The 19,506-nt window shown below is 52.3% G+C and carries 17 protein-coding genes and 1 pseudogene; 15 read left to right on the forward strand and 3 right to left on the reverse strand.

Annotation, left to right across the window (positions count from 1 at the left end; translation table 11 throughout):
- Positions 1-197 precede the first annotated feature (197 nt).
- The 5 genes from IAE55_RS00625 to IAE55_RS00645 all read left to right on the forward strand — a co-directional run bounded on the left by IAE55_RS00625 (position 198) and on the right by IAE55_RS00645 (position 6,857).
- A complete protein-coding gene (locus tag IAE55_RS00625; protein ID WP_200631077.1) occupies positions 198-1,067 on the forward strand; it encodes an ABC transporter permease in 870 nt (289 codons plus the stop codon).
- Positions 1,068-1,119: 52 nt separating this feature from the next.
- Positions 1,120-2,019 carry a carbohydrate ABC transporter permease gene (locus tag IAE55_RS00630; RefSeq protein ID WP_145157027.1) on the forward strand — a complete coding sequence of 300 codons (900 nt, stop codon included), beginning with the start codon at positions 1,120-1,122 and terminating at the stop codon, positions 2,017-2,019.
- Between the two features lie 39 nt (positions 2,020-2,058).
- Positions 2,059-3,579, forward strand: coding sequence for an ABC transporter substrate-binding protein (locus IAE55_RS00635; protein ID WP_145157028.1), 1,521 nt, complete (start codon positions 2,059-2,061; stop codon positions 3,577-3,579).
- Between the two features lie 111 nt (positions 3,580-3,690).
- Entirely contained in the window at positions 3,691-5,433 is a 1,743-nt protein-coding gene (locus tag IAE55_RS00640) for a sensor histidine kinase (protein WP_200630637.1), read from the forward strand.
- 26 nt (positions 5,434-5,459) lie between these two features.
- Positions 5,460-6,857, forward strand: a complete 1,398-nt coding sequence (locus tag IAE55_RS00645) for a helix-turn-helix domain-containing protein (RefSeq protein ID WP_200630638.1) — start codon at positions 5,460-5,462, stop codon at positions 6,855-6,857.
- Positions 6,858-6,887: 30 nt separating this feature from the next.
- Here the strand turns inward: IAE55_RS00645 and IAE55_RS00650 are convergent, their stop codons facing one another.
- Positions 6,888-7,784 (reverse strand): LysR family transcriptional regulator, encoded by an 897-nt coding sequence (locus tag IAE55_RS00650; RefSeq protein ID WP_105443352.1) that lies wholly within the window; start codon positions 7,782-7,784, stop codon positions 6,888-6,890.
- Positions 7,785-7,888: 104 nt separating this feature from the next.
- Between IAE55_RS00650 and IAE55_RS00655 the strand changes: the two genes are divergently transcribed.
- The 5 genes from IAE55_RS00655 to IAE55_RS00675 all read left to right on the forward strand — a co-directional run bounded on the left by IAE55_RS00655 (position 7,889) and on the right by IAE55_RS00675 (position 12,321).
- Complete coding sequence (locus tag IAE55_RS00655; RefSeq protein ID WP_200631079.1) at positions 7,889-8,809, forward strand: DMT family transporter; 921 nt, start codon at positions 7,889-7,891, stop codon at positions 8,807-8,809.
- A gap of 258 nt (positions 8,810-9,067) precedes the next feature.
- Positions 9,068-9,484, forward strand: a complete 417-nt coding sequence (locus IAE55_RS00660; RefSeq protein ID WP_200630639.1) for a VOC family protein — start codon at positions 9,068-9,070, stop codon at positions 9,482-9,484.
- Positions 9,485-9,725: 241 nt separating this feature from the next.
- Complete coding sequence (locus tag IAE55_RS00665) at positions 9,726-10,676, forward strand: glycoside hydrolase family 43 protein (protein WP_200630640.1); 951 nt, start codon at positions 9,726-9,728, stop codon at positions 10,674-10,676.
- Positions 10,677-10,774: 98 nt separating this feature from the next.
- On the forward strand, positions 10,775-11,494 hold the full coding sequence (locus tag IAE55_RS00670) for a YebC/PmpR family DNA-binding transcriptional regulator (RefSeq protein ID WP_076167139.1): 720 nt from the start codon (positions 10,775-10,777) through the stop codon (positions 11,492-11,494).
- A gap of 32 nt (positions 11,495-11,526) precedes the next feature.
- Entirely contained in the window at positions 11,527-12,321 is a 795-nt protein-coding gene (locus tag IAE55_RS00675; protein WP_234489213.1) for a spermidine synthase, read from the forward strand.
- Between the two features lie 107 nt (positions 12,322-12,428).
- Here the strand turns inward: IAE55_RS00675 and IAE55_RS00680 are convergent, their stop codons facing one another.
- Both IAE55_RS00680 and IAE55_RS00685 read right to left on the reverse strand, forming a co-directional pair.
- Positions 12,429-13,271 carry an aldo/keto reductase gene (locus IAE55_RS00680; RefSeq protein WP_200630641.1) on the reverse strand — a complete coding sequence of 281 codons (843 nt, stop codon included), beginning with the start codon at positions 13,269-13,271 and terminating at the stop codon, positions 12,429-12,431.
- Between the two features lie 134 nt (positions 13,272-13,405).
- The gene (locus IAE55_RS00685) at positions 13,406-14,629 is read right to left on the reverse strand and encodes an MFS transporter (RefSeq protein WP_105443348.1); all 1,224 of its coding nucleotides are present in this window, start codon (positions 14,627-14,629) and stop codon (positions 13,406-13,408) included.
- 178 nt (positions 14,630-14,807) lie between these two features.
- Here IAE55_RS00685 and IAE55_RS00690 point away from each other — a divergent pair, with 178 nt between their 5' ends.
- From IAE55_RS00690 to IAE55_RS00710, 5 genes and pseudogenes are all read left to right on the forward strand, one after another.
- Complete coding sequence (locus IAE55_RS00690) at positions 14,808-15,239, forward strand: winged helix-turn-helix transcriptional regulator (RefSeq protein ID WP_200630642.1); 432 nt, start codon at positions 14,808-14,810, stop codon at positions 15,237-15,239.
- 123 nt (positions 15,240-15,362) lie between these two features.
- Positions 15,363-16,160: a helix-turn-helix transcriptional regulator gene (locus IAE55_RS00695; protein WP_200630643.1), complete on the forward strand. Its 798-nt coding sequence runs from the start codon at positions 15,363-15,365 to the stop codon at positions 16,158-16,160.
- 231 nt (positions 16,161-16,391) lie between these two features.
- A pseudogene (locus IAE55_RS34330) lies at positions 16,392-16,786 on the forward strand (VOC family protein).
- Positions 16,787-17,106: 320 nt separating this feature from the next.
- Positions 17,107-18,162, forward strand: a complete 1,056-nt coding sequence (locus IAE55_RS00705) for a LacI family DNA-binding transcriptional regulator (protein WP_200630644.1) — start codon at positions 17,107-17,109, stop codon at positions 18,160-18,162.
- Between the two features lie 111 nt (positions 18,163-18,273).
- Entirely contained in the window at positions 18,274-19,497 is a 1,224-nt protein-coding gene (locus tag IAE55_RS00710; RefSeq protein WP_200630645.1) for a sugar ABC transporter substrate-binding protein, read from the forward strand.
- The last annotated feature ends 9 nt before the right edge of the window (positions 19,498-19,506 follow it).

Raw genomic sequence — 19,506 nt, forward strand, 5'->3', positions numbered from 1 at the left:
TCATCATCGTGGTAGCCGGACTTTGCTTGCACCGTATAGAATCGGAATTGTAAGGGGTTACAGGTCACGAAACGACAAAAAGGAGTGAGATCATGCAAGAGGCGGTGCAGCTTGACCGGAATGCGGTGAGCCCGGCAAAGATCCGGCGGGTTTCCACGTTCCGGAGACAACTGAAGAAATACAAATGGCTGCTGCTGATGACACTGCCGGGAGTTATTTATTTATTCATCAACAACTATATCCCTATGTACGGCGTCATCTTGGCTTTCAAAAATTACAATTATGTCGACGGCATTTGGGGAAGCGAATGGGCAGGACTGGACAACTTTAAATTTTTGTTCAACTCCCAGGACGCCTATGTCATTACGAGGAACACCTTTCTATACAACTTCGTGTTTATCGTCCTGAATCTGGTGCTGGCCGTCCTCGCAGCGCTGCTGATTAACGAAATCAGGGACAAGGTCATCACCCGGTTCTACCAAAGCACCTTTCTGCTGCCGCACATCATTTCCATGGTCGTTGTGGCGTACCTGGTCTACAGCTTTCTGAATGTTGAAAGCGGGCTGGTGAACCGGCTTATCGCCAAATGGTTCGGCGCTGAAGCCGTTTCCTGGTACGGCGAGCCCCGCTATTGGCCGTATATTCTCGTGATCGTTAACGCGTGGAAGAACGTAGGGTACTTGTCGGTCATCTATTTTGCCGCAATTATCGGGATTGACAAGGAGTATTACGAGGCGGCAACCATCGACGGCGCCAGCAAGTGGAAGCAGATGACGCGGATTACGATCCCGCTGATCACGCCTGTCCTTACTACGATGACACTGCTTGCGGTCAGCGGAATCCTCAGAAGCGACTTCGGTTTGTTCTACCAGGTGCCGATGAACACGGGCGCGCTGATCCCGACCACGAATACGATCGATACGTTTGTGTACCGGGCGATGACGCAGTCGGGCGACATCGGGATGTCCTCGGCAGCAGGCTTCTATCAATCGGTCGTCTGCTTTGTCCTGATTTTGGCAGCCAACGCAGCCGTCCGGCGGATCAACAAGCGCGACGCTTTGTTTTAGGGAGCCGCATGCAATCGTGTATTGATTTTTTCAAGAAAGGTAGAGGAACGTCATGAGGACAGCAAGCGTGAAAAAAATCATTGGCCCTTCCTTGATCCACCTGTTTTTCTGGGCTTTTACACTGGCATCATTGATCCCGTTTATACTGATTTTTATGGTGTCGATCTCGAGTGAGGATTCGATCCTGCAGAAGGGATATTCTTTATTTCCCAAGGAAATCAGCTTTGCTGCTTACCAGTTTTTGTTTAACGATTTTTCGGAGATTGCTAAGGCCTACGGCATCACCATCCTGACGACGCTGATTGGAACGGTGGTTAGTTTGCTCATGACCGCGTTGTTCGCCTATCCGTTGTCCCGTCCGGATTTGCCCCTGCGGCGTACGTTATCCTTTTATATTTTCTTTACGATGCTGTTCGGCGGGGGGATGGTGCCCTGGTACATGACGTACGTCAACATGTTTGACCTGAAAAATACGATTTTCGCCATGATCATTCCCAATCTGCTGCTGAGCGCCTTCAACGTGCTCCTGATGCGAAGCTTCTTCTCATCGACTATTCCGGAGTCGGTCGTGGAGTCGGCGACCATTGACGGAGCCAGCGAAATCCGGATATTTTTCAGCATCGTCCTGCCCCTGTCGCTGCCGATCATGGCGACCATCGGGCTGTTCAACACGCTGTCTTATTGGAACGACTGGTATAACTGCATGCTGTTTATTGATAAGGCCGAGCTGTACAACATTCAGTACTTGATGACCAAAACGTTAACCAATATCCAATACCTGCTGATGAAATCGGGAAGCTCCGCCCAGGTAGGCGAGCTGCTGGCCAAGATGCCCCGGGAAACGGTCCGGATGGCGCTGGCCATCGTCGGGATTGCTCCGCTGCTGTTCGCTTACCCGTTCTTCCAGAAATATTACATCAGCGGGATAACGAGCGGCGCCGTCAAGGGCTGACTCTACATCATTTAATCGTTGAGAGGAGAAGCGTCGACAATGAAAAAAGCCTACCATTTGGTGCTGATCATGATGCTGTGCGGAATGCTTGCCCTGACGGGCTGCGGCAAAGGAGGTGCAGGTGACTCCGGCGAAGCTGCGGGCACGGCCGCCGGCGGCTCCGGTTCGGACAACGGCACCGGTCTGAAGCCTTATAAAATTACGCTGGTGTATCCGGCGTCCGCACCCAAGGATCTGCAGCTTGTCCAGGATGAGATGAGCAAATACCTGACGGAAAAAATCAACGCGACGATCGAGCTGAGGCCGATTGAATGGGCGTCATGGGATGACAAGACCAACCTGATGAAGATCTCCAACGAGCCGTTCGACCTGCTGTTTACGGCAAGCTGGTTCTCGTATGCCAAGGATGTGGCCAAAGGCCAGTTCGTGGAGCTGGACGAACTGATGGCGCAGTACGGCAAGGACATTCCGGGAATTCTCGGAGATGACTTCATTAAAGGCTCGAAGATCGGCGGCAAATTGTACGCGCTGCCGACGAAGAAGGAATTCGGACAGGGCTTCGGTTTCCTGCTCGACAAGAAGCTGGTGGACAAATACAAATTCGATATCAATGGCGTCAAGTCGCTGGAAGATATGGAAGCGATGTTCAAAACGATTAAAGACAACGAGCCTGGCGTGACCCCGATCGTCTCCAGCAAGTTCACGAATACTTGGAGTGCGGCCAATTACGACGGGATCGTGGCGAATCTGGCCGTTCCGCGGGGAAGCAAGGAACTCAAGGCGATCGATACGCTGGAGGATCCCAAGTTCATCGATTTCTTCAAACGGATGCATCAGTGGTATCAGAACGGCTGGTTCGACAAGGACATTCTGACCTCTGACGCCGACCAGGGAATGAATATGATTAAAGCCGGGAAGGCGTTCGCCGTGGCCCAATCCCTGAAACCGGGCAAAGACAAGGAGATGAGCGTCACGACGGGCGTGGATCTGGTACAGGTCGAGACGGCAGTGCCGTTCACGACGACGGGAGATGCGCAGGGGGCGATGCTCGGCATTTCCCGGACCTCCAAGGATCCGGCGCGTGCCATGATGTTCCTTGATCTGCTGTACAACGATCCGAAACTGCTCAACATGCTGGACTGGGGCATTGAGGGCAAGCATTACGTGAAAAAATCCGACCAGGTCATCGATTATCCGGAAGGCGTTAATGCGGACACGCAAACCTACCCGAATCCGGGCGGCTGGATGTTCGGCAACCAGTTCAATTCTTATCTGTGGGCGAACGAGGATCCGAACAAGTGGAAGGAATTTGAGAAGTTCAACGAGCGGGCGGAACGGTCGATCGCCCTCGGATTTGCTTTTGACCAGGAGCCGGTCAAATCGGAACTGGCCTCCATCGCCAACGTGGAAAAAGAGTTTGACGCCACGCTCCGCTCCGGTGCCGCGGATCCGGAGAAAATCATTGCCAAGTGGAAGGAAAAACGCAAGGCGGCGGGCTTTGACAAAGTCAAGGCGGAAGTAGACAAACAGCTCGCCGAATGGGCGAAGGCGAATCCATAACATCGGCAGTTACGAGGGAATCTCCAACCGGTATAGTTTAAAACCGGGGATGGAGATTCCCTATTCCCCTTCCTGAAACACTTTATTTTGACAAAAAGGACCGACAGAGCTATGAATATCAAACGTTCGCTGCGCAGCAAATTAGTGATCGGCTTCATTGCCATTACGCTTCCACTCTTCCTGCTTTTGCTCTATAACAATTACTACGCGATGAACACGGTCCGGGAACAGGTGGCCGATTCGAACAAAAATTCGATCATCCTGTATTCAAGCCAGATCGAGGCGGCGCTCAACAAGGAGATCAAATTTTTGTACAACTTCGCTGTCGAGGATCCCAACATTGCCGCGCTGTCCCAGCTGCTGAAAGATGAAGACGAATATGTTCTGGCCAAGGCCCGGATCCTGAACAGCCTTACGCGCTATCACCGGTTCGATAACAGCGTGGACCTTCAGTTTATCTATTCGGTGCAGAATCATGATTTGTTCAATTCGCCGATCAAGACGCAGTCTTATGACGAACTGCAGTCGATTCAAATGGCTATTCAGCAAGTGGTGAAAAATGCCCGTCCGGACAGCCCTGTGTTCATGCAGTGGAAGGCGATTCCATACAGCAAGGGCAAATACGCCCTGATCCGGCTTGTGGATGCGGGTGACGGTTTCTATTTAGGGGCGTTCGTTCAGCTGAAAAACTTGATGATCCCGCTCGATCTGGTTCATCTCGGGGAAGACGGCTACGCCGGATTTCTGAACGAAGCGGGCGAACTGATCACCAGTTCGGCGTCTCCCGATTCTCCCAAGCTGGACATCCCGCCGGTCGAAGATACAACCGATACCTATCAGGCCGTAAAGGCGGAAGGAAGACGGTATATCGTGGTCCAGCACCCGATTCAGAGTACGGAACTCAGCCTGGGCGCCTTTATTCCGGAAGCCCGGATGCTGCAGAATCTGTACCACTTCAGAAGGGGGATCCTGATGATTTCCGTCTTAGCGGTCATCGTCCTGATCATTTACTTGATCTACTTGAACGATATCATCTTGAAGCCGATGAACAGCTTGATCCGTGGTATGCGGAGCATCAAGAACGGCAATCTGGCTTACCGGCTGAAGCCTTCCAAATCGAAGGAATTTATGATCATCAATGAAACCTTTAACAATATGGCTTCCGAAATTCAAGAGCTGAAAATCAGCGTGTACGAGGAGCAGATCAAGGCGCACAAAGCGGAGCTGAAGCATCTGCAGCTTCAGATCAATCCCCATTTTCTGCTGAACTCAATCAATATCGTATACAATTTGGCCCAAATACAAAATTACGGCGTCATTCAGCTGATGTGTCTGAATCTCGTTCAATATTTCCGCTTTGCGACCCGGACGAACCAGGTGGCGGTGACAATGGCGGAGGAGATGGAGCATTTGGAGAGCTATATCCGGATTCAGCAGGTCCGCTTTCCGGACCAGGTGACATACGCCTGCCATTTGCCGGAGGAGCTTGCCCAGGCGGCGGTTCCGCCGCTGCTCATTCAACCGTTTGTCGAAAATGCGATGAAGCACGGCTTTGATTTTATGGACCATCCGTTTCATATCGATATCCGCATCGATCATGTAGGAACGGGAGAGCTGACGATCGTCATTGCCGACAACGGCGCCGGGTTTGACGAAGAGACGCTGCAGCTGCTGCGGACAGGGGCATATATGGAGAGTCGAAGCAACGAGCATCTGGGCATGACGAACGTCCTGTACCGCTTGAAGCATTTTTTTGGCAGCGATGCGGGACTGTCTTTTGGGAATGCTCCTGAGGGCGGCGCTGTCGTCACGCTGACGATTCCCCACCGGAGAGTGGAGGAGTTCGCTTCCTAATCTTGAACAGAACTGGAGGGAACCTGATGTATAAAGTGCTGATCGTGGATGATGAGATGTATGCCGTTATGGGAATCAAGAGCGGTGTCGATTGGGAGGCGCTGCAGGTTTCAGAGATTTACGAGGCGTATAATCTCAGGGACGCGCTGAAAGTGTTCGAGCGTACGGCGATCGACGTGATGATCTGTGATATCGAAATGCCGAAAGGAACCGGAATTGAGCTGCTGGAGCGCGTAAATGACATTTCTCCGGAAACCGAAACGATATTTTTGACGGCTCACGCCCATTTTGATTTTATGCAGCGGGCGATTCAGCTCGACGGATTTGACTATCTGCTGAAGCCGATCGAGTACGACGTGCTGAAGTCGTCGATCGCCAGGGCGCTGGAGTCTGTCAGGCAGGAACGGGAGATGACGGAGCTGAGGGCACGGTACAATGAAACCTGGCAGAAGAGAAAAGGACTGATCACCGAGAAATTCTGGAACGACGTCCTTACCCGGCGCATCAATTGCACACCGGATAACGTGCTTAAAATTTTGCAGGAACATGAGCTGCTTGCTTTATCGGGGACGACCTTTATGCCTGTTCTGGTCAGCGTGGAATCGTGGATGCGGGAGTACAGCACCCGTGATGAGGAAATGATGGAATACAACGTCCGCAAAGCTGCGGAGGAGATGCTGCTCGATCCCGGCCGCGGTGAGGTGATCCAAACCAAGCAGGGGGTCAACGTTGTTATTTTGTACGGTCCGGAAGATGGGGAAATACTCGAAGATACATTGTATGACCGCTGCATGGCCTACCTGGAGTCCTGCCGGCGTTATTTTCACTGCACCTTATCCTGTTACATCGGGGAGCCGTCGACATTATTTGGAATTGGCGAAACCTATCAAAAGCTGCTTGAGATGGAGTACGGCAATCTGAACAAATCGAATGAGGTGTACCGGCTGGCCGGGTTCGAACCGGAGAGCGGCCAGGTGCCTGCTGCCAAGCTCCGGAATTGGATACAGCTGCTGGAGCTGGGAAAGCTTGAGGATGTAGAGCGGGATCTGAAGACCTGCCTCGCCGCCCAACGTCTTATCCCCGTAATGTCCGAGAAAGAAAGCCATCCTTCGGTCATTCAACGCGTCCAAGGCTACATTGCCGAGCATCTCCATGAACCGATCACAAGGGAGCAGCTCGCCTGTTGTGTGCATTTGAACCCGGCATACCTATCCCGTCTGTTCAAGCGGGAAACGGGAGAGTCCATTACGGATTACATCCTTCGCGAGCGGATGGAGGCCGCCAAAGAGATGATCAGGGAGTCCAGCATGCCGATTTCTGATGTGGCCAAGTCTCTCGGATACTACAATTTTTCGCATTTTTCCAAAATGTTTAAAAAGGTGCATCACGCCTCACCCCAGCAGGTCAGACGAAAGTCGGTTTGAAGGCGTGGATGCCGTGCGACATCTCGCCGCCTAAGTTTGCTCGTCGGGATGGGCTGCTGCAGGCGGAAACAGCCGGAATGCCGTATCCACAAACAATCTGACGGCAATGGATGCCTGCTTGAAGGACGGAACGGCAAGATGCAGCTTGCGGTACGCTCTAGGAGTCAACTCCCGGCTCATGACATGTTCAGGCACGCTCTGAAGGGACAGCTCCGACATGATGCAGATGCCCAGTCCTTCGTTGATCATATTCAGGGCGGTCGGATAGTTGGTCGTAATATGCTTCACGTTCAGATTCGCTCCCCCGGCGCGGAACAGCTCCATAACCGGCAGCTCATAGCCACCCTTGCAGACCAGCATCGGCTCATCCGAGAGATCCTGAATCCGGATTTCCTTGTAATTGCGGAAGGGGTGATCGTCACGGAAAACGACGTGAAGCGCTTCGTTCCGCAGCAGCCTTGTGTCCAGATCGTTCAGCGGCGGAATGAGGAAGCCGACATCCACGACCAGCTCATCGAGCCAATGCCGGACTTCCTCCACGGTGCCTTCATACATCTGAATATTAATGTTCGGATACTTGTCGTTGATGGCCCGGACGATTTTCGGATAATAAAAGGATGCGGCGGCCGGAAAGGCTCCGACACGGATGCTGCCGGTCTCCAGTCCTTTCTCGGCGGCAACCTCCTGCGAAATTTTTTCGTATTGGAGCAAAATTTCCCTGCCAGTGACCACGATCCGTTTGCCGATATCGGTCAGGACGACACCGTTTCGCGGATGGCGGTTCAGGAGGGTAACTCCGAGCTCGGACTCCAGGCTGGATATGGCGCGGCTGACCGCCGGCTGGGTCATATTCATCATCTGGCCCGCTTTCGTAAAGCTTCCCGTTTCCGCGACGGCCACGAACAGTCTGATCTGCGTCTCATTCATAACGGATATGTTATACCTCCTATGAGGAATATGCATTTTATTTATAGTTCAACGTATTGTATCATGGTTATTGACCATGATTCAAGGAGTGACCTTCCGTGCGAATGCAGAAGAATACATTGTTTCTATTAATCTTTTTAATATTGGTATGGGGAATCAACTGGCCATTATCCAAAATAGCTCTGGACTATGCGCCGCCAATCTTGTTCGCCGGCTTGCGGGCACTGATCGGCGGTGTGCTGCTCGTGCTTGTGGCTCTGCCTAAAGCGAAGCAATTGCGGCTGCGTCAGGCCTGGCCGATCTATTTGACCTCCGCGCTTCTCAGCATCGTTATATACTATGGTGTCCAAACCATCGGACTGCAGTATACGCCGGCCGGATTGTTCTCGGCGATCGTGTTTCTCCAGCCCGTGCTGCTTGGGCTGTTCTCATGGTTGTGGCTGGGAGAGGCCATGACGAAGCAGAAGATGCTTGGCCTGATCGTCGGCTTTGCCGGCGTCGCCACCATGAGCGCGGGCGGGTTTACCGGGGACGTTTCCGCCGTCGGTATTATTTTGGCGCTGGTCACGGCCCTCTCCTGGGCGCTTGGCACGGCCTATGTCAAGAAGATCGGACCCAAGGTCGACTCGACCTGGCTGACGGCGATGCAAATTACGATCGGCGGTGTCATTTTGCTGCTGGCCGGTTCGGGGATGGAAGACTGGTCGAAAATCCAGTGGAACGGGACGTTCATTTGGGATACGCTGTTTATCGCCGTTTTCGTTATCGCGGCAGGATGGTTCGTCTATTTTAAACTGATCAGCGAAGGGGAAGCGAGCAAAATCGGTTCGTTTACGTTTCTGATTCCGATTGTTTCGATCTTTTCGAGCGTGCTTTTTCTGAACGAGAAAGTGACGATAAATCTTGTAGCCGGCCTTATTCTGGTTCTTGCCAGCATTGTGCTCGTCAACGTCCGGTTCCAGCGCAGAAGAGCGTCGGCGCTGCCTGCGGTGCCTGAGGGGCACGGAGGGCCGGGAGCCCGATGAAGCGGGAGACCGGGGCTGAAAGTTAAAGCAAAATCCGCGTTTATCGCGGATTTTTTCATTTTTTTGCGAGAAATCAGCGATAATAGCAATTTATAAGAAATGTAGGAGTCATTTCCATGATAGAATGCAATTATGTCAAACGGTATCACGATCTGTGAAGGCAGACTAGACTCAGGAATCTCCGCTTGGCGGAGCGAAAGTTGAGCCTGATCATGCTCAGGTTACCGTGAATATTCCGAGAAAAGGTGGTAATTTTAAATGGCGCTGCAATTGGACAAAATTTTCGTGAATCTCCCGGTTAAAAACCTGAAAAACTCGATCGAATTCTTCTCCAAAATCGGATTTGCCTCTAATCCTCAATTTACGGATGACAATGCAACCTGCATGGTAATCAGTGATCATATTTATGTCATGCTTCTGGTTGAGCCGTATTATCAAACGTTCACCAATAAAGAAATCGCCGATGCCTCCAAAACGAACGAGGTCATCGTGTGCGTGTCCGCCGACAGCCGCGAGCAGGTGGACGAAATCGTAAACAAGGCACTGGAAGCGGGCGGCAAGCCGTCCAATGACAAGCAGGATCACGGATTTATGTACGGCTGGAGCTTCCAGGATCTCGACAACCATTTGTGGGAAGTTATGTATATGGATCCAAGTGCCGTGCAGCAGCAGTAAGCCATTCATCAGATATAATATAGAAAAGAAGGTGCAGGCTGCCGAGCCTGCGCCTTTTTTTGAAGAGAGCAGAAAGTATAAGTTTCGGAGCTTCTGCATCCTGATCTCGCAAGAAAAACCTCCTCTAGAAGCGGTCTATCTTCTTTGAAGCTACGTCGATAGACGTTTTTTCTAGGAAAACGGTTCCATAGTTTGGTAAAATGATGTACAGGACAAGTCACTTGTGGAGAGGAGCAGCATTGTGAATCTTAAAGGTAACGACCGCCGTTCAGGCAACCCGATTTTTTCCGGATGGTATGCCGATCCCGAACCCCGAATTTTTGAGGGCCGGTACTGGGTATATCCTACATACTCGGCAGCTTACGATGACCAGACGTTTTTCGATGCGTTTTATTCCGATGACCTGGTTCACTGGACCAAGGTTGAACGGATTCTGGAGATGAAGGACATTTCATGGGCAAGGCGGGCGATGTGGGCCCCTTCCCCGATCGAGCGAAATGGACGCTACTATTATTATTTTGCGGCAAACGACATCCAGAGCATTGAGGAGCTGGGCGGCATCGGTGTTGCCGTGGCTGACCGGCCCGAAGGACCTTTCCGGGATGCCCTGGGGAAGCCGCTGATCGACCAGTTTTACCATGACGCCCAGCCGATCGACCCTCATGTTTTTATCGATGACGACGGTCAGGCTTATTTGTATTACGGGGGATGGAAGCACTGCAACGTCGTGAAGCTGAACGAAGACATGGTCAGCATCGCTCCATTTTCAGACGGGGAGGTATACAAGGAAATTACGCCGGAGAACTTCGTGGAAGGTCCCTGCATGATCAAGCGCGAAGGCAAGTATTACTTTATGTGGGCCGAAGGCGGTTGGGGAGGCCCGGATTATTCGGTGGGGTACGCCGTCTCGGATTCGCCGCTGGGGCCGTTTGTACGGGAGGCCAAAATACTGCAGCAGGATCCCGAGGTGGCTACGGGAGCGGGACATCACGGCGTCATTCAGATTCCGGGTGAAGACGAGTGGTACATCGTTTACCACCGCCGTCCGCTGACCGAAACCGCAGCGAATCACCGTGAAGTCTGCATCGACCGGATGGAGTTTGACCACGAAGGCCGGATTAGGCCGGTGAAGCTGACCTTTGAAGGGGTGCCACCAAGAACATTGCCGACACGGGAGAAGAGCGATTCGTAAGGCAGAAGCTTGTTCAATAGACCGTTTTTGCGATATAATAGAACACGTCTTCTACAAGGAACGATAGAATCTGATATTAGTGAAAGAGAGCGGATCGTATGGGTCGTAAGTGGAATAACATTAAAGAGAAGAAAGCATCGAAAGACGCAAACACTAGTCGTATATATGCCCGCTTCGGGCGTGAAATTTATGTCGTCGCCAAGCAGGGCGAGCCGGATCCGGAATCCAACCGGGCGCTGAAGGTCGTTCTGGAACGCGCCAAGACGTACAATGTGCCGAAGGCCATCATTGACCGCGCGCTGGAGAAGGCGAGAGGCAACTCTGATGAGACCTATGACGAGCTGCGGTACGAAGGCTTCGGGCCGAACGGATCCATGGTGATCGTGGATGCTTTGACGAATAACGTCAACCGCACCGCTTCAGAGGTCCGGGCTGCATTCAGCAAGAACGGAGGCAACCTTGGCGTCAGCGGATCGGTCGCCTACATGTTCGATTCCACCGCAGTCATCGGCGTCGAAGATAAGACGGAAGAAGAAGTCTTGGAGCTGCTGATGGAAGCGGATGTCGACGTTCGCGACATCATCCAGGAAGACGATTCCGTCATCGTATATGCCGATCCGGAGCAGTTTCATGCCGTGCAGGAAGCCTTCCAGAACGCTGGCGTAACCGAATTTTCGGTTGCCGAGGTTTCCATGATCGCGCAGAACTATGTGGAGCTTCCGGCCGAGTCCCAGCCGGCATTCGAGAAAATGATCGATGCGCTCGAAAATCTGGAGGACGTCCAGAATGTGTACCACAACGTGGAGCTTGAAGATTAATCAGCGTGACGCGATTTGCAGGAAGAAGGCCATTGTCTGAGAAGACGATGGCCTTCTTTTCGGTAGGAAAGGAGAAGACGGAATTGTATGAATTGGCGAGAAAATCGAACGGAAGCCAGGAAATCGTCGTCTACGAAGCGCATGAGCTGTTTGGTCAAACGGGCCGCTTCCGTGTACTTCAATTTGGAGACAACGCGGTTCAAGGTGCCATCGACCTCCGGGATCCGGACCGCATCGTATTGGAGTATCCGCGCGAAATTGTCCGGCTGATTCGCAAGCGGACGCCCGAAAACGGCAGGATTTTTATGATCGGACACGGAATTGGAACGATTGCCGGCCAATTTCGCGAAGATCAATGCCTCGTGGCCGAGGTCAACGCGGATATCTTGGAGCTGAGCAGAAGCTATTTTCAATACGGCTGGAACAATGTCGAGATCGGAGACGGAAGGGCACTGTTGGAGCAGCAGGCCGACGGCTCCTTCGATTATGTGATCTTAGACGCGTTTACACGCGAAGGGACGCCACATCATCTGACGACCGAGGAATTTTTTGCGCTGGCCCGGCAAAAGCTGAGGGCGGGCGGGATGCTGATCATGAACGCAGCTGGCAAGCTGCAGCGGGACCCTGTGCTAAGTGCCATTCAGACCACATTGGAGCAGATGTTTGCTTCAGTTCGAGCATTCGCTCTGACAGAAGGGGAACGGGATGCAGAACGGAACGTGTTGTTCCTGGGCTCGGAAATGCCGGCCGCAGCGGAAGTCAATGGTTTGAAAGGTTTTATGCAGGTGCAGCTGAAGCAAGGATACATTCTTAGAGACCGCGTGTAATGCCTGAGCATGGTTTTAACTGTGTGCAAAAACGATGGAATTTAAAAAACGCCATCCTTCCGAATCCGGAGGGATGGCGTATTCGTATAGCGAATGATAAAGCAAAATTAGAAATCGAAGTTGTCCGGGTCGGGACCTACACGGCGGTTCTCGTTGAGCCCGTCGATCCGGTCCATATCTTCCCGGGACAGTTCAAAATCAAACAGCGATGCATTTTCGACGATACGGTGCTCTTTCGTCGATTTAGGGATGGTCACGACCTCATGCTGCAGGTCCCAACGGAGGATCACCTGGGCGATGGACTTGCCGTATTTGTCCGCGAGTTCTTTCAACAGCGGATGGTTCAGCAGCTCGCCCTGCATCAGCGGAGACCACGCCTCCAGCTGAATGTTGTGCTGCTTCGTGAAGTCACGAAGCTCTTTCTGGGTCAGCATCGGATGGAATTCCACCTGGTTGATGACCGGTACGATTTCCGCATCCTTCATTAAATCTTCCAGGTGGTGTACTTGGAAGTTGCTGACGCCGATGGATTTGACGCGGCCGACCTTGTACAGCTGCTCCATCGCTCTCCATGCCTCTTTATATTTGCCGGCAACCGGCCAGTGGATCAAGTACAGATCCAGATAGTCGAGACCCAGCTTATTCAGGCTTGTCTCGTAGGCGGCGATTGTCGAATCGTAACCGAGGTCTGCGTTCCACACTTTCGAAGTAACAAAAAGGTCTTCCCGCTTCAGTCCGTTGTCGGCCAGCGCCTCGCGGATTCCCTGGCCAACGCTCGTTTCGTTGGCATAGACCGCAGCGGTGTCGATACTCCGGTAGCCGTGCTTCACAGCAGCTTTCACTGCTTCGACGAGCTCGCTGCCTTCCTCCACTTTAAAGACGCCCAGGCCCAGCCAGGGCATCTCGATGCCGTTATTCAATCGGGTTTTGCTTTGTACATGTTGAGTCATTATAAATTGCCCCCTAGATGTTGTTATTCTTGTTATAAATTCGTGATGCTGCCGTAATTCCGAAACCCCATTCGCTTATCATTACCGGATCCGTATAGAACTTATCCGCATTAGATACGATAGCTAAAAAAGCATCAGGATTGCGCACTGAGCATGTTGTTGTCACTAACCGATTGCGCCGTATCCTTGCGTTCGAGAGCGCGGCTCCACCAGGTGAGCAGAACGGCTGCCGCAACCATGATCGAGCCGATCCATGCGGTATGAATCAAGCCGAGATGATCGGTCACGATTCCGCCCAAATACGCGCCGAGCGCTATGCCGGCGTTAAATGCAGCAATGTTCACGGACGAAGCGACGTCGACCGCCTTCGGCGCAAACCGTTCCGCCAGCATTACGACGTAAACCTGAAGTCCAGGCACGTTCATGAAAGCAAGGAGCCCCATGCCGAAGATCGTAATCAGCCCGGCGACCTTAAACGGAGCCGTGAATGTGAGAAGAAGCAAAATGACCGCCTGGATCAGGAACATATACAACAAGGCGGATAAAGGCCTGCGGTTGGCCGCTTTGCCTCCGATCACATTACCAATCGCAATGGCGATGCCGTAGAGCAGCAGTATCAGGGCGACGGTTGATTCTTTAAAGCCGGTAACATCATGCAGCAGCGGCGACAGGTAGGTAAACACCACAAAGGTTCCTCCATAGCCAAGCGCAGTGATCAGAAAAGCAAGCAGCAGGCGGCCGTTCGCCACAATTTTGACCTGATCACGGACTGGCGTCCGGACGCCTTTGCGCAGGTTTCCCGGTACAAGGATCAGGTTGGCAATCAGCGCGATAACGCCGACGATCACGATGGCCACAAACGCGGCTCTCCAGCCGAGCTGCTGACCAATGAATGTTCCCAGCGGCACCCCGGTGACGGTCGCCACCGTCAGTCCGGAGAACATGATGGAAATGGCGCTGGCCCTGCGGTTTTCCGCGACGAGATCGGCGGCAATCGTCGACCCGATCGACATAAACACGCCGTGGGACAAGGCCGAAATGATGCGCGCCGTAAGCAGCAGACCGATCCCGGTGGATGCGGCCGCCAGACTGTTGCCGACAATGAATACCAGCATGATGCCGATAAGCAGAATTTTGCGCGGCACACCTGACGTTAAAGAGGTTAGAATCGGCGCTCCAAAGGTGACACCGAGCGCATATAACGTAACGGTCAACCCGGCAAGGGTTACCGAAATGTGCAGGTCATTGGCGATCAGGGGAAGCAGCCCCACACTGATAAATTCAGTGGTACCAATCGCGAACGCGCTGATGGCTAAAGCTAATAAGGCAAAGGTTGCGCGTTTTTTATCCAAAGACATGGTATCATCTCACTCCTATATATGTTGTTCTATCTATTTGATGTTGTGATCAAGCTACAGGGTAGTCATTACCGGCCGGTGAATGTTATTATGTACCCGTGAAGTAAATTTGAACAGTACGTACTTTTTAGTACGATAGGCACCAAAAAGTGCTCATAGATGTTGAGGAGGGTTTTGGATGGAAAAAAAGAAATACAACATTTCGGTTGAAGCAACGCTGGAAGTGATCGGCGGCAAATGGAAGTGCGTGATCCTGTGCCACTTGACGTATGGAAAGAAGCGGACAAGCGATCTGCGGCGGCTGATGCCGTCTATCACGCAGAAAATGCTGACCCAACAGCTCCGTGAGCTGGAGGAGGACGGGATCGTAAACCGTATCATCTATCACCAGGTTCCACCGAAGGTGGAGTACGAACTGAGCGAATACGGGTGGAGCCTGAAACCGATCCTGGACTCCTTATGCTCTTGGGGGGAGAATCACATTATTAAAGAGTATGGCGACAAGTTTGCCGTATTGGAGGATAACATTCTGAACAATAAGGACATCGGCCTCGCCACCGAAATGGATCAACCTGCGTTAGAAGAGGAAACTTCCTTGTCCAAAAACTGAAATTTGTCTTTTATTTGAAGGGCAAAATATGGTAATATAAACGGGAACAGTTGTTCCTGGTTTGGCGAGGGTTGGCCTTGTTCATCGCGCTCGCATCCATCCGGGACTCAAGGGAGGTAAGGTATGACCAACAAGTTTCCTGAACTGGATGGAGTCATTGCTTATATTCAGAGCCGGCTGGATGAACCGCTGGAGCTGAACATGCTGGCGAAGTATGCAGGGTACAGCCCGTACCATTTTGCCCGGATTTTCAAAGCGCGGATGGGGCTTCCGCCGCTCTATTACGTATCATCGCTCCGCCTGCACCGGGCCAAAGAGCTGCTGCTGCACACGAATCTCAGCATTCGCGACATCAGCCTAGAAATCGGACAGCAGAGCCTCGGCACGTTTACTTCCCGGTTTACGGAAAAGGTTGGGGTAACACCTTCCCTATTCCGCAATTCCAGGGACATCGCGGACAACCATTTAAACTCTCTCAAAGCGCTCGAAAGCTGGTATGATCTGCCAGTTTTGACGTCACCTGTGGGAACCGTGGAAGGGTCCATATCCTTCGAGGTACCGTTCGAAGGGGTCATCCTCATTGGATTGTTCGCCAAACCGATCCCTGAAGGGCTGCCACCTTACGGGACGCTTATCTCTTCGGCGGCACGTCGATTCCGGTTTACCGGCGTGAAGCCTGGAACCTACTATTTATTAGCGACTTCGGTCTCATGGGGAATGAGGGCGGCCGATTTTCTGGTGCCCCAGACGACGCTTCGCGCCAAGCATAAGGTCCCGATCGTCGTCGGTCCCGATAAATCGGTTCCGTTTCAACGGGTAAACATGCGGGTTCCGCATCCGGACGATCCTCCCATCCTAATATCGCTGCCGCTGTTGATGAACAATTTTCTTCATATCAACAGTCAACTCAGCAATCGGTAAGAAATCCGTTCCTGATCGCGGTGTTATAGTAGAGACAGCGGGGCAGGAAGTCATCCATGTACATAACGATTCATACAATGTTGCGCCTTTTCGGACCCGTAATCCCGAGCTTTTTCGGCTGCGGCTTGTTTTCTTGGAAGGGACAAGCATATATTCATCCGCGGCCATGTCACGTGTCAAGGGGACCATTCCTGCTTCTAAATGAACCAATACAGGAAAGGATGAATGACGATGGCCAAGCACATGACTTACATTTTTTCTGAGGATGCCAGAGCGCAGGCCGAGTTTTATGTTCAGGCGCTCGGAGGAGAAATTGTATCGGTACAGACCCATGGGGAATTGCCTCACGCTACGGAAGAATACAAAGAAAGGTGTTGCACTTGAGCCTGGTTGCCGCCGGCGTGAATATTCTAATGTCAGACGCGGTATTCGAACCGGTGCAGCAAGGAACAGCGATCAACCTGGTACTGGAATTTGAACAGGAGCCGGAAGCGTATGCTGCATTTGAGAAACTGTCTGAAGGCGGAACGGTTCGTGACCCGATCAAACCGGCTTTTTGGGGTTCTTTATTCGGCCAATTGGAAGATAAGTTTGGCATCCGCTGGATGATTACGACCGGATCTTAACGTCGCTCTCCATAGCAGAGCCCGGCTAACTAACTATATCAGTTGAATTTGTAAGCCAACAGGGGACTTCCGGGATTCATGCGGAGATCCCTTTTTGCAATGGAACAACTGGAGCTTGTAAGTTAAATAACCATGATCCCGGCTGGCGGTAAGAGGAAGGCGAATAGAAGGACCAGAAGAGATAAAATGATTATCGAACATCATTTTTTGTTCCAAACCATCATGAAAGCGTTGACACGCGGGAAGCCGCGGAGTTACAATAAACCTGCCTGAAAGATCAAACGTCTTTCATTCTGCAGAATAAGACAAGAGGTATACTTATGAAGGATCATAAAAGACTGACGTTAAAAGGAATCGCCCAGCAATTGGACATCTCGGTCGCCACGCTGGACCGGGTCCTCAACAATCGCGGCAATGTGAAGCCGGAGACGTACCGGAAGGTTATGGAGAAGCTGGAGGAACTGGAATACACGCCGAACAAATCGGCGAGATTCCTGTCACGGGGGACTGAAATTTCCTTTGCGATTGTGTTTCCGGAGCATCCGGATTATTTCTGGACACAGATTGAGCGCGGCATTCGCCTTGCGTACGAGGAGCTGCGGGATTACGGCCTGCGGATTGAAATTTTCAAATCGGAGAGCTACGACACGGAGAAGCAGAGACAGATCGTGCAGGAGATCGTGGACAGCGGCGCCTACGATGCGCTGGCCTTGTCTCCCAACGACTCGCAGCAGATGGAGGATCCCATAGACCAGGCGATCGATAAAGGAATGGCGGTATGCACATTCAATAACGACGCGCCTCTCAGCAAGCGACTGTTCTACGTGGGCTGCGACTATCGGATCGCCGGCAGACTCGCTGCCGACATGCTGTGCAAGCTCATCGGAAAGGGCGGACGGGCCGGACTGATTACATCGGATGCCAGCAGCCTGCCGTCGGCGACTACATTTCAGATGCAGCAGAAAATTACCGGCTTCCGCGAAGTCATTGCCGAGCAGGGGAACATCGAAATGGCACTGCCGCTGAAGCTGAAGCATGAGGAATACGATCATCCGGACCGCTTTGGCGAGTACTTTCGGCAGGTCGACGGCATTTATGTCACGAGCGCCAAGCTGCATGTTATTGCGCGCCATCTGGAAGAAGCGGGTCTTGGCGGCACCGTGGCTCTGATCGGCCATGACATGACGGAGGATATTTATCAGGATCTGGACCGCGGCACGGTCACGGCGACGATCTGCCAGGACCCGGTAAACCAGGGCTATTTGGCGGTCAAGGCGCTGTTTAACCATACGGCCAGCGGTGAGAAGGTGAATTTGCGGGAGAACATCTCCAAGCTGGAGCTGGTTACGAGGGAGAACGCACGGTACTATATCTAAAGGTATAGGATGCCGGGCTTCTCACGAGAAAAATGATGTACGTACATCATTTTCTGATTTTTTTAATCATAAAACCAAAATACTAGATCATTTCGTAAGGAGGACATGCTTATGCGCGGCAAAATGAAAGCGCTCTTTCTCGCCTTTTCGCTGTTTACCCTGACGCTGACCGCCTGCTCGGCAGGTTCTGGTACCGATTCGGGAAAAGTCACCCTGACCTGGTGGGATACGATGACGACGGACGGCAGCGTAACCGCGATCAACAACATCATCAGCGAATATGAGAAGGCCCATCCGAACGTGAAAATCAAACGAACATACGTATCTTCTTCCGATATTAAAAACAAGCTTTTGCTTGGTTCAATCGGCAATCAGGGGCCGGATATCGTATGGATCGACAGCGCAGACCATCAGACTTTCGCCGCTGCCGGCATTTTGGCTGACATCACCTCCGAGGTTAAAGCGTGGGGCCAGGCGGATCAATATTATGACGGACCATGGTCCTCCACGGTGTACGAAGGCAAAAATTACGGCGTTCCGGTCGGAAGCAACAACCTGGCTCTGTTTTATAACAAAGATATGTTTGATGAAGCGGGCATCAAGCCGCCCACCAACTGGGATGAGCTGAAGGAAGACGCCAAGCTGCTCACCAAGAAAAATGTATACGGTTTCGCGGTCAGTGCGGTGAAGACGGAAGAAGGGACGTTTCAGTTTTTGCCGTTCCTCCTGCAGGCCGGCTCGGACGTTCCCGACTTTGATAGTCAGGGGACGCTCGATGCGGTAAACCTGTATGACTACATGGCCAAAAACAACTACATGTCCAGGGAAGTGATCACGCAGAAGCAATCCGACACCGCGACGCAGTTCGCCGCAGGCAAAGTGGCGATGATGGTGAACGGAACGTGGCAGATCCCGTTCCTGCAGAAGGAAGGCAAAGTCAATTGGGGCGTCGTGCCGCTGCCGAAGGGCAAAACGGGAGCGACCGTGCTCGGAGGAGAAAACTGGGCGATCTCTGCAGCCTCCAAGCATAAGGATGCTGCCTTTGACGTCATTCGTTTCGCCAACGAGCCGGACCGGCTGAAGAAGCTCCTTCAGACCAACGGCCGTCTGCCGAGCCGCAAAGATTTGCTGCAGGATCCATTCTGGCAGAAGGATCCGCAGATGAAGGTGTTTGCGGATGCGATGGAGGTTGCCAAGGCACGTGCCTACGGCCCGGATTATGCGGGAATTTCCGAAGCGATCCAGACGATGCTTCAGCAGGTACTGACCGGGCAGGCTTCTCCCGAACAGGCCGTTCAAACGGCCTACGGCAAGATCAAACCGCTTGCACCCTAAATTTTGAGA

This window comes from Paenibacillus sp. S28 (assembly GCF_016624415.1).
Taxonomy (GTDB): Bacteria; Bacillota; Bacilli; order Paenibacillales; family Paenibacillaceae; genus Paenibacillus_AQ; species Paenibacillus_AQ favisporus.

Bases quoted from the DNA above. Each gene is read 5' to 3' on its own strand.
- IAE55_RS00625 (WP_200631077.1), top strand. From the start codon at position 198: ATGACACTGCCGGGAGTTATTTATTTATTCATCAACAACTATATCCCT.
- IAE55_RS00630 (WP_145157027.1), top strand. From the start codon at position 1,120: ATGAGGACAGCAAGCGTGAAAAAAATCATTGGCCCTTCCTTGATCCAC.
- IAE55_RS00635 (WP_145157028.1), top strand. From the start codon at position 2,059: ATGAAAAAAGCCTACCATTTGGTGCTGATCATGATGCTGTGCGGAATG.
- IAE55_RS00640 (WP_200630637.1), top strand. From the start codon at position 3,691: ATGAATATCAAACGTTCGCTGCGCAGCAAATTAGTGATCGGCTTCATT.
- IAE55_RS00645 (WP_200630638.1), top strand. From the start codon at position 5,460: ATGTATAAAGTGCTGATCGTGGATGATGAGATGTATGCCGTTATGGGA.
- IAE55_RS00650 (WP_105443352.1), bottom strand. From the start codon at position 7,784: ATGAATGAGACGCAGATCAGACTGTTCGTGGCCGTCGCGGAAACGGGA.
- IAE55_RS00655 (WP_200631079.1), top strand. From the start codon at position 7,889: ATGCAGAAGAATACATTGTTTCTATTAATCTTTTTAATATTGGTATGG.
- IAE55_RS00660 (WP_200630639.1), top strand. From the start codon at position 9,068: ATGGCGCTGCAATTGGACAAAATTTTCGTGAATCTCCCGGTTAAAAAC.
- IAE55_RS00670 (WP_076167139.1), top strand. From the start codon at position 10,775: ATGGGTCGTAAGTGGAATAACATTAAAGAGAAGAAAGCATCGAAAGAC.
- IAE55_RS00680 (WP_200630641.1), bottom strand. From the start codon at position 13,271: ATGACTCAACATGTACAAAGCAAAACCCGATTGAATAACGGCATCGAG.
- IAE55_RS00685 (WP_105443348.1), bottom strand. From the start codon at position 14,629: ATGTCTTTGGATAAAAAACGCGCAACCTTTGCCTTATTAGCTTTAGCC.
- IAE55_RS00690 (WP_200630642.1), top strand. From the start codon at position 14,808: ATGGAAAAAAAGAAATACAACATTTCGGTTGAAGCAACGCTGGAAGTG.
- IAE55_RS00695 (WP_200630643.1), top strand. From the start codon at position 15,363: ATGACCAACAAGTTTCCTGAACTGGATGGAGTCATTGCTTATATTCAG.
- IAE55_RS00705 (WP_200630644.1), top strand. From the start codon at position 17,107: ATGAAGGATCATAAAAGACTGACGTTAAAAGGAATCGCCCAGCAATTG.
- IAE55_RS00710 (WP_200630645.1), top strand. From the start codon at position 18,274: ATGCGCGGCAAAATGAAAGCGCTCTTTCTCGCCTTTTCGCTGTTTACC.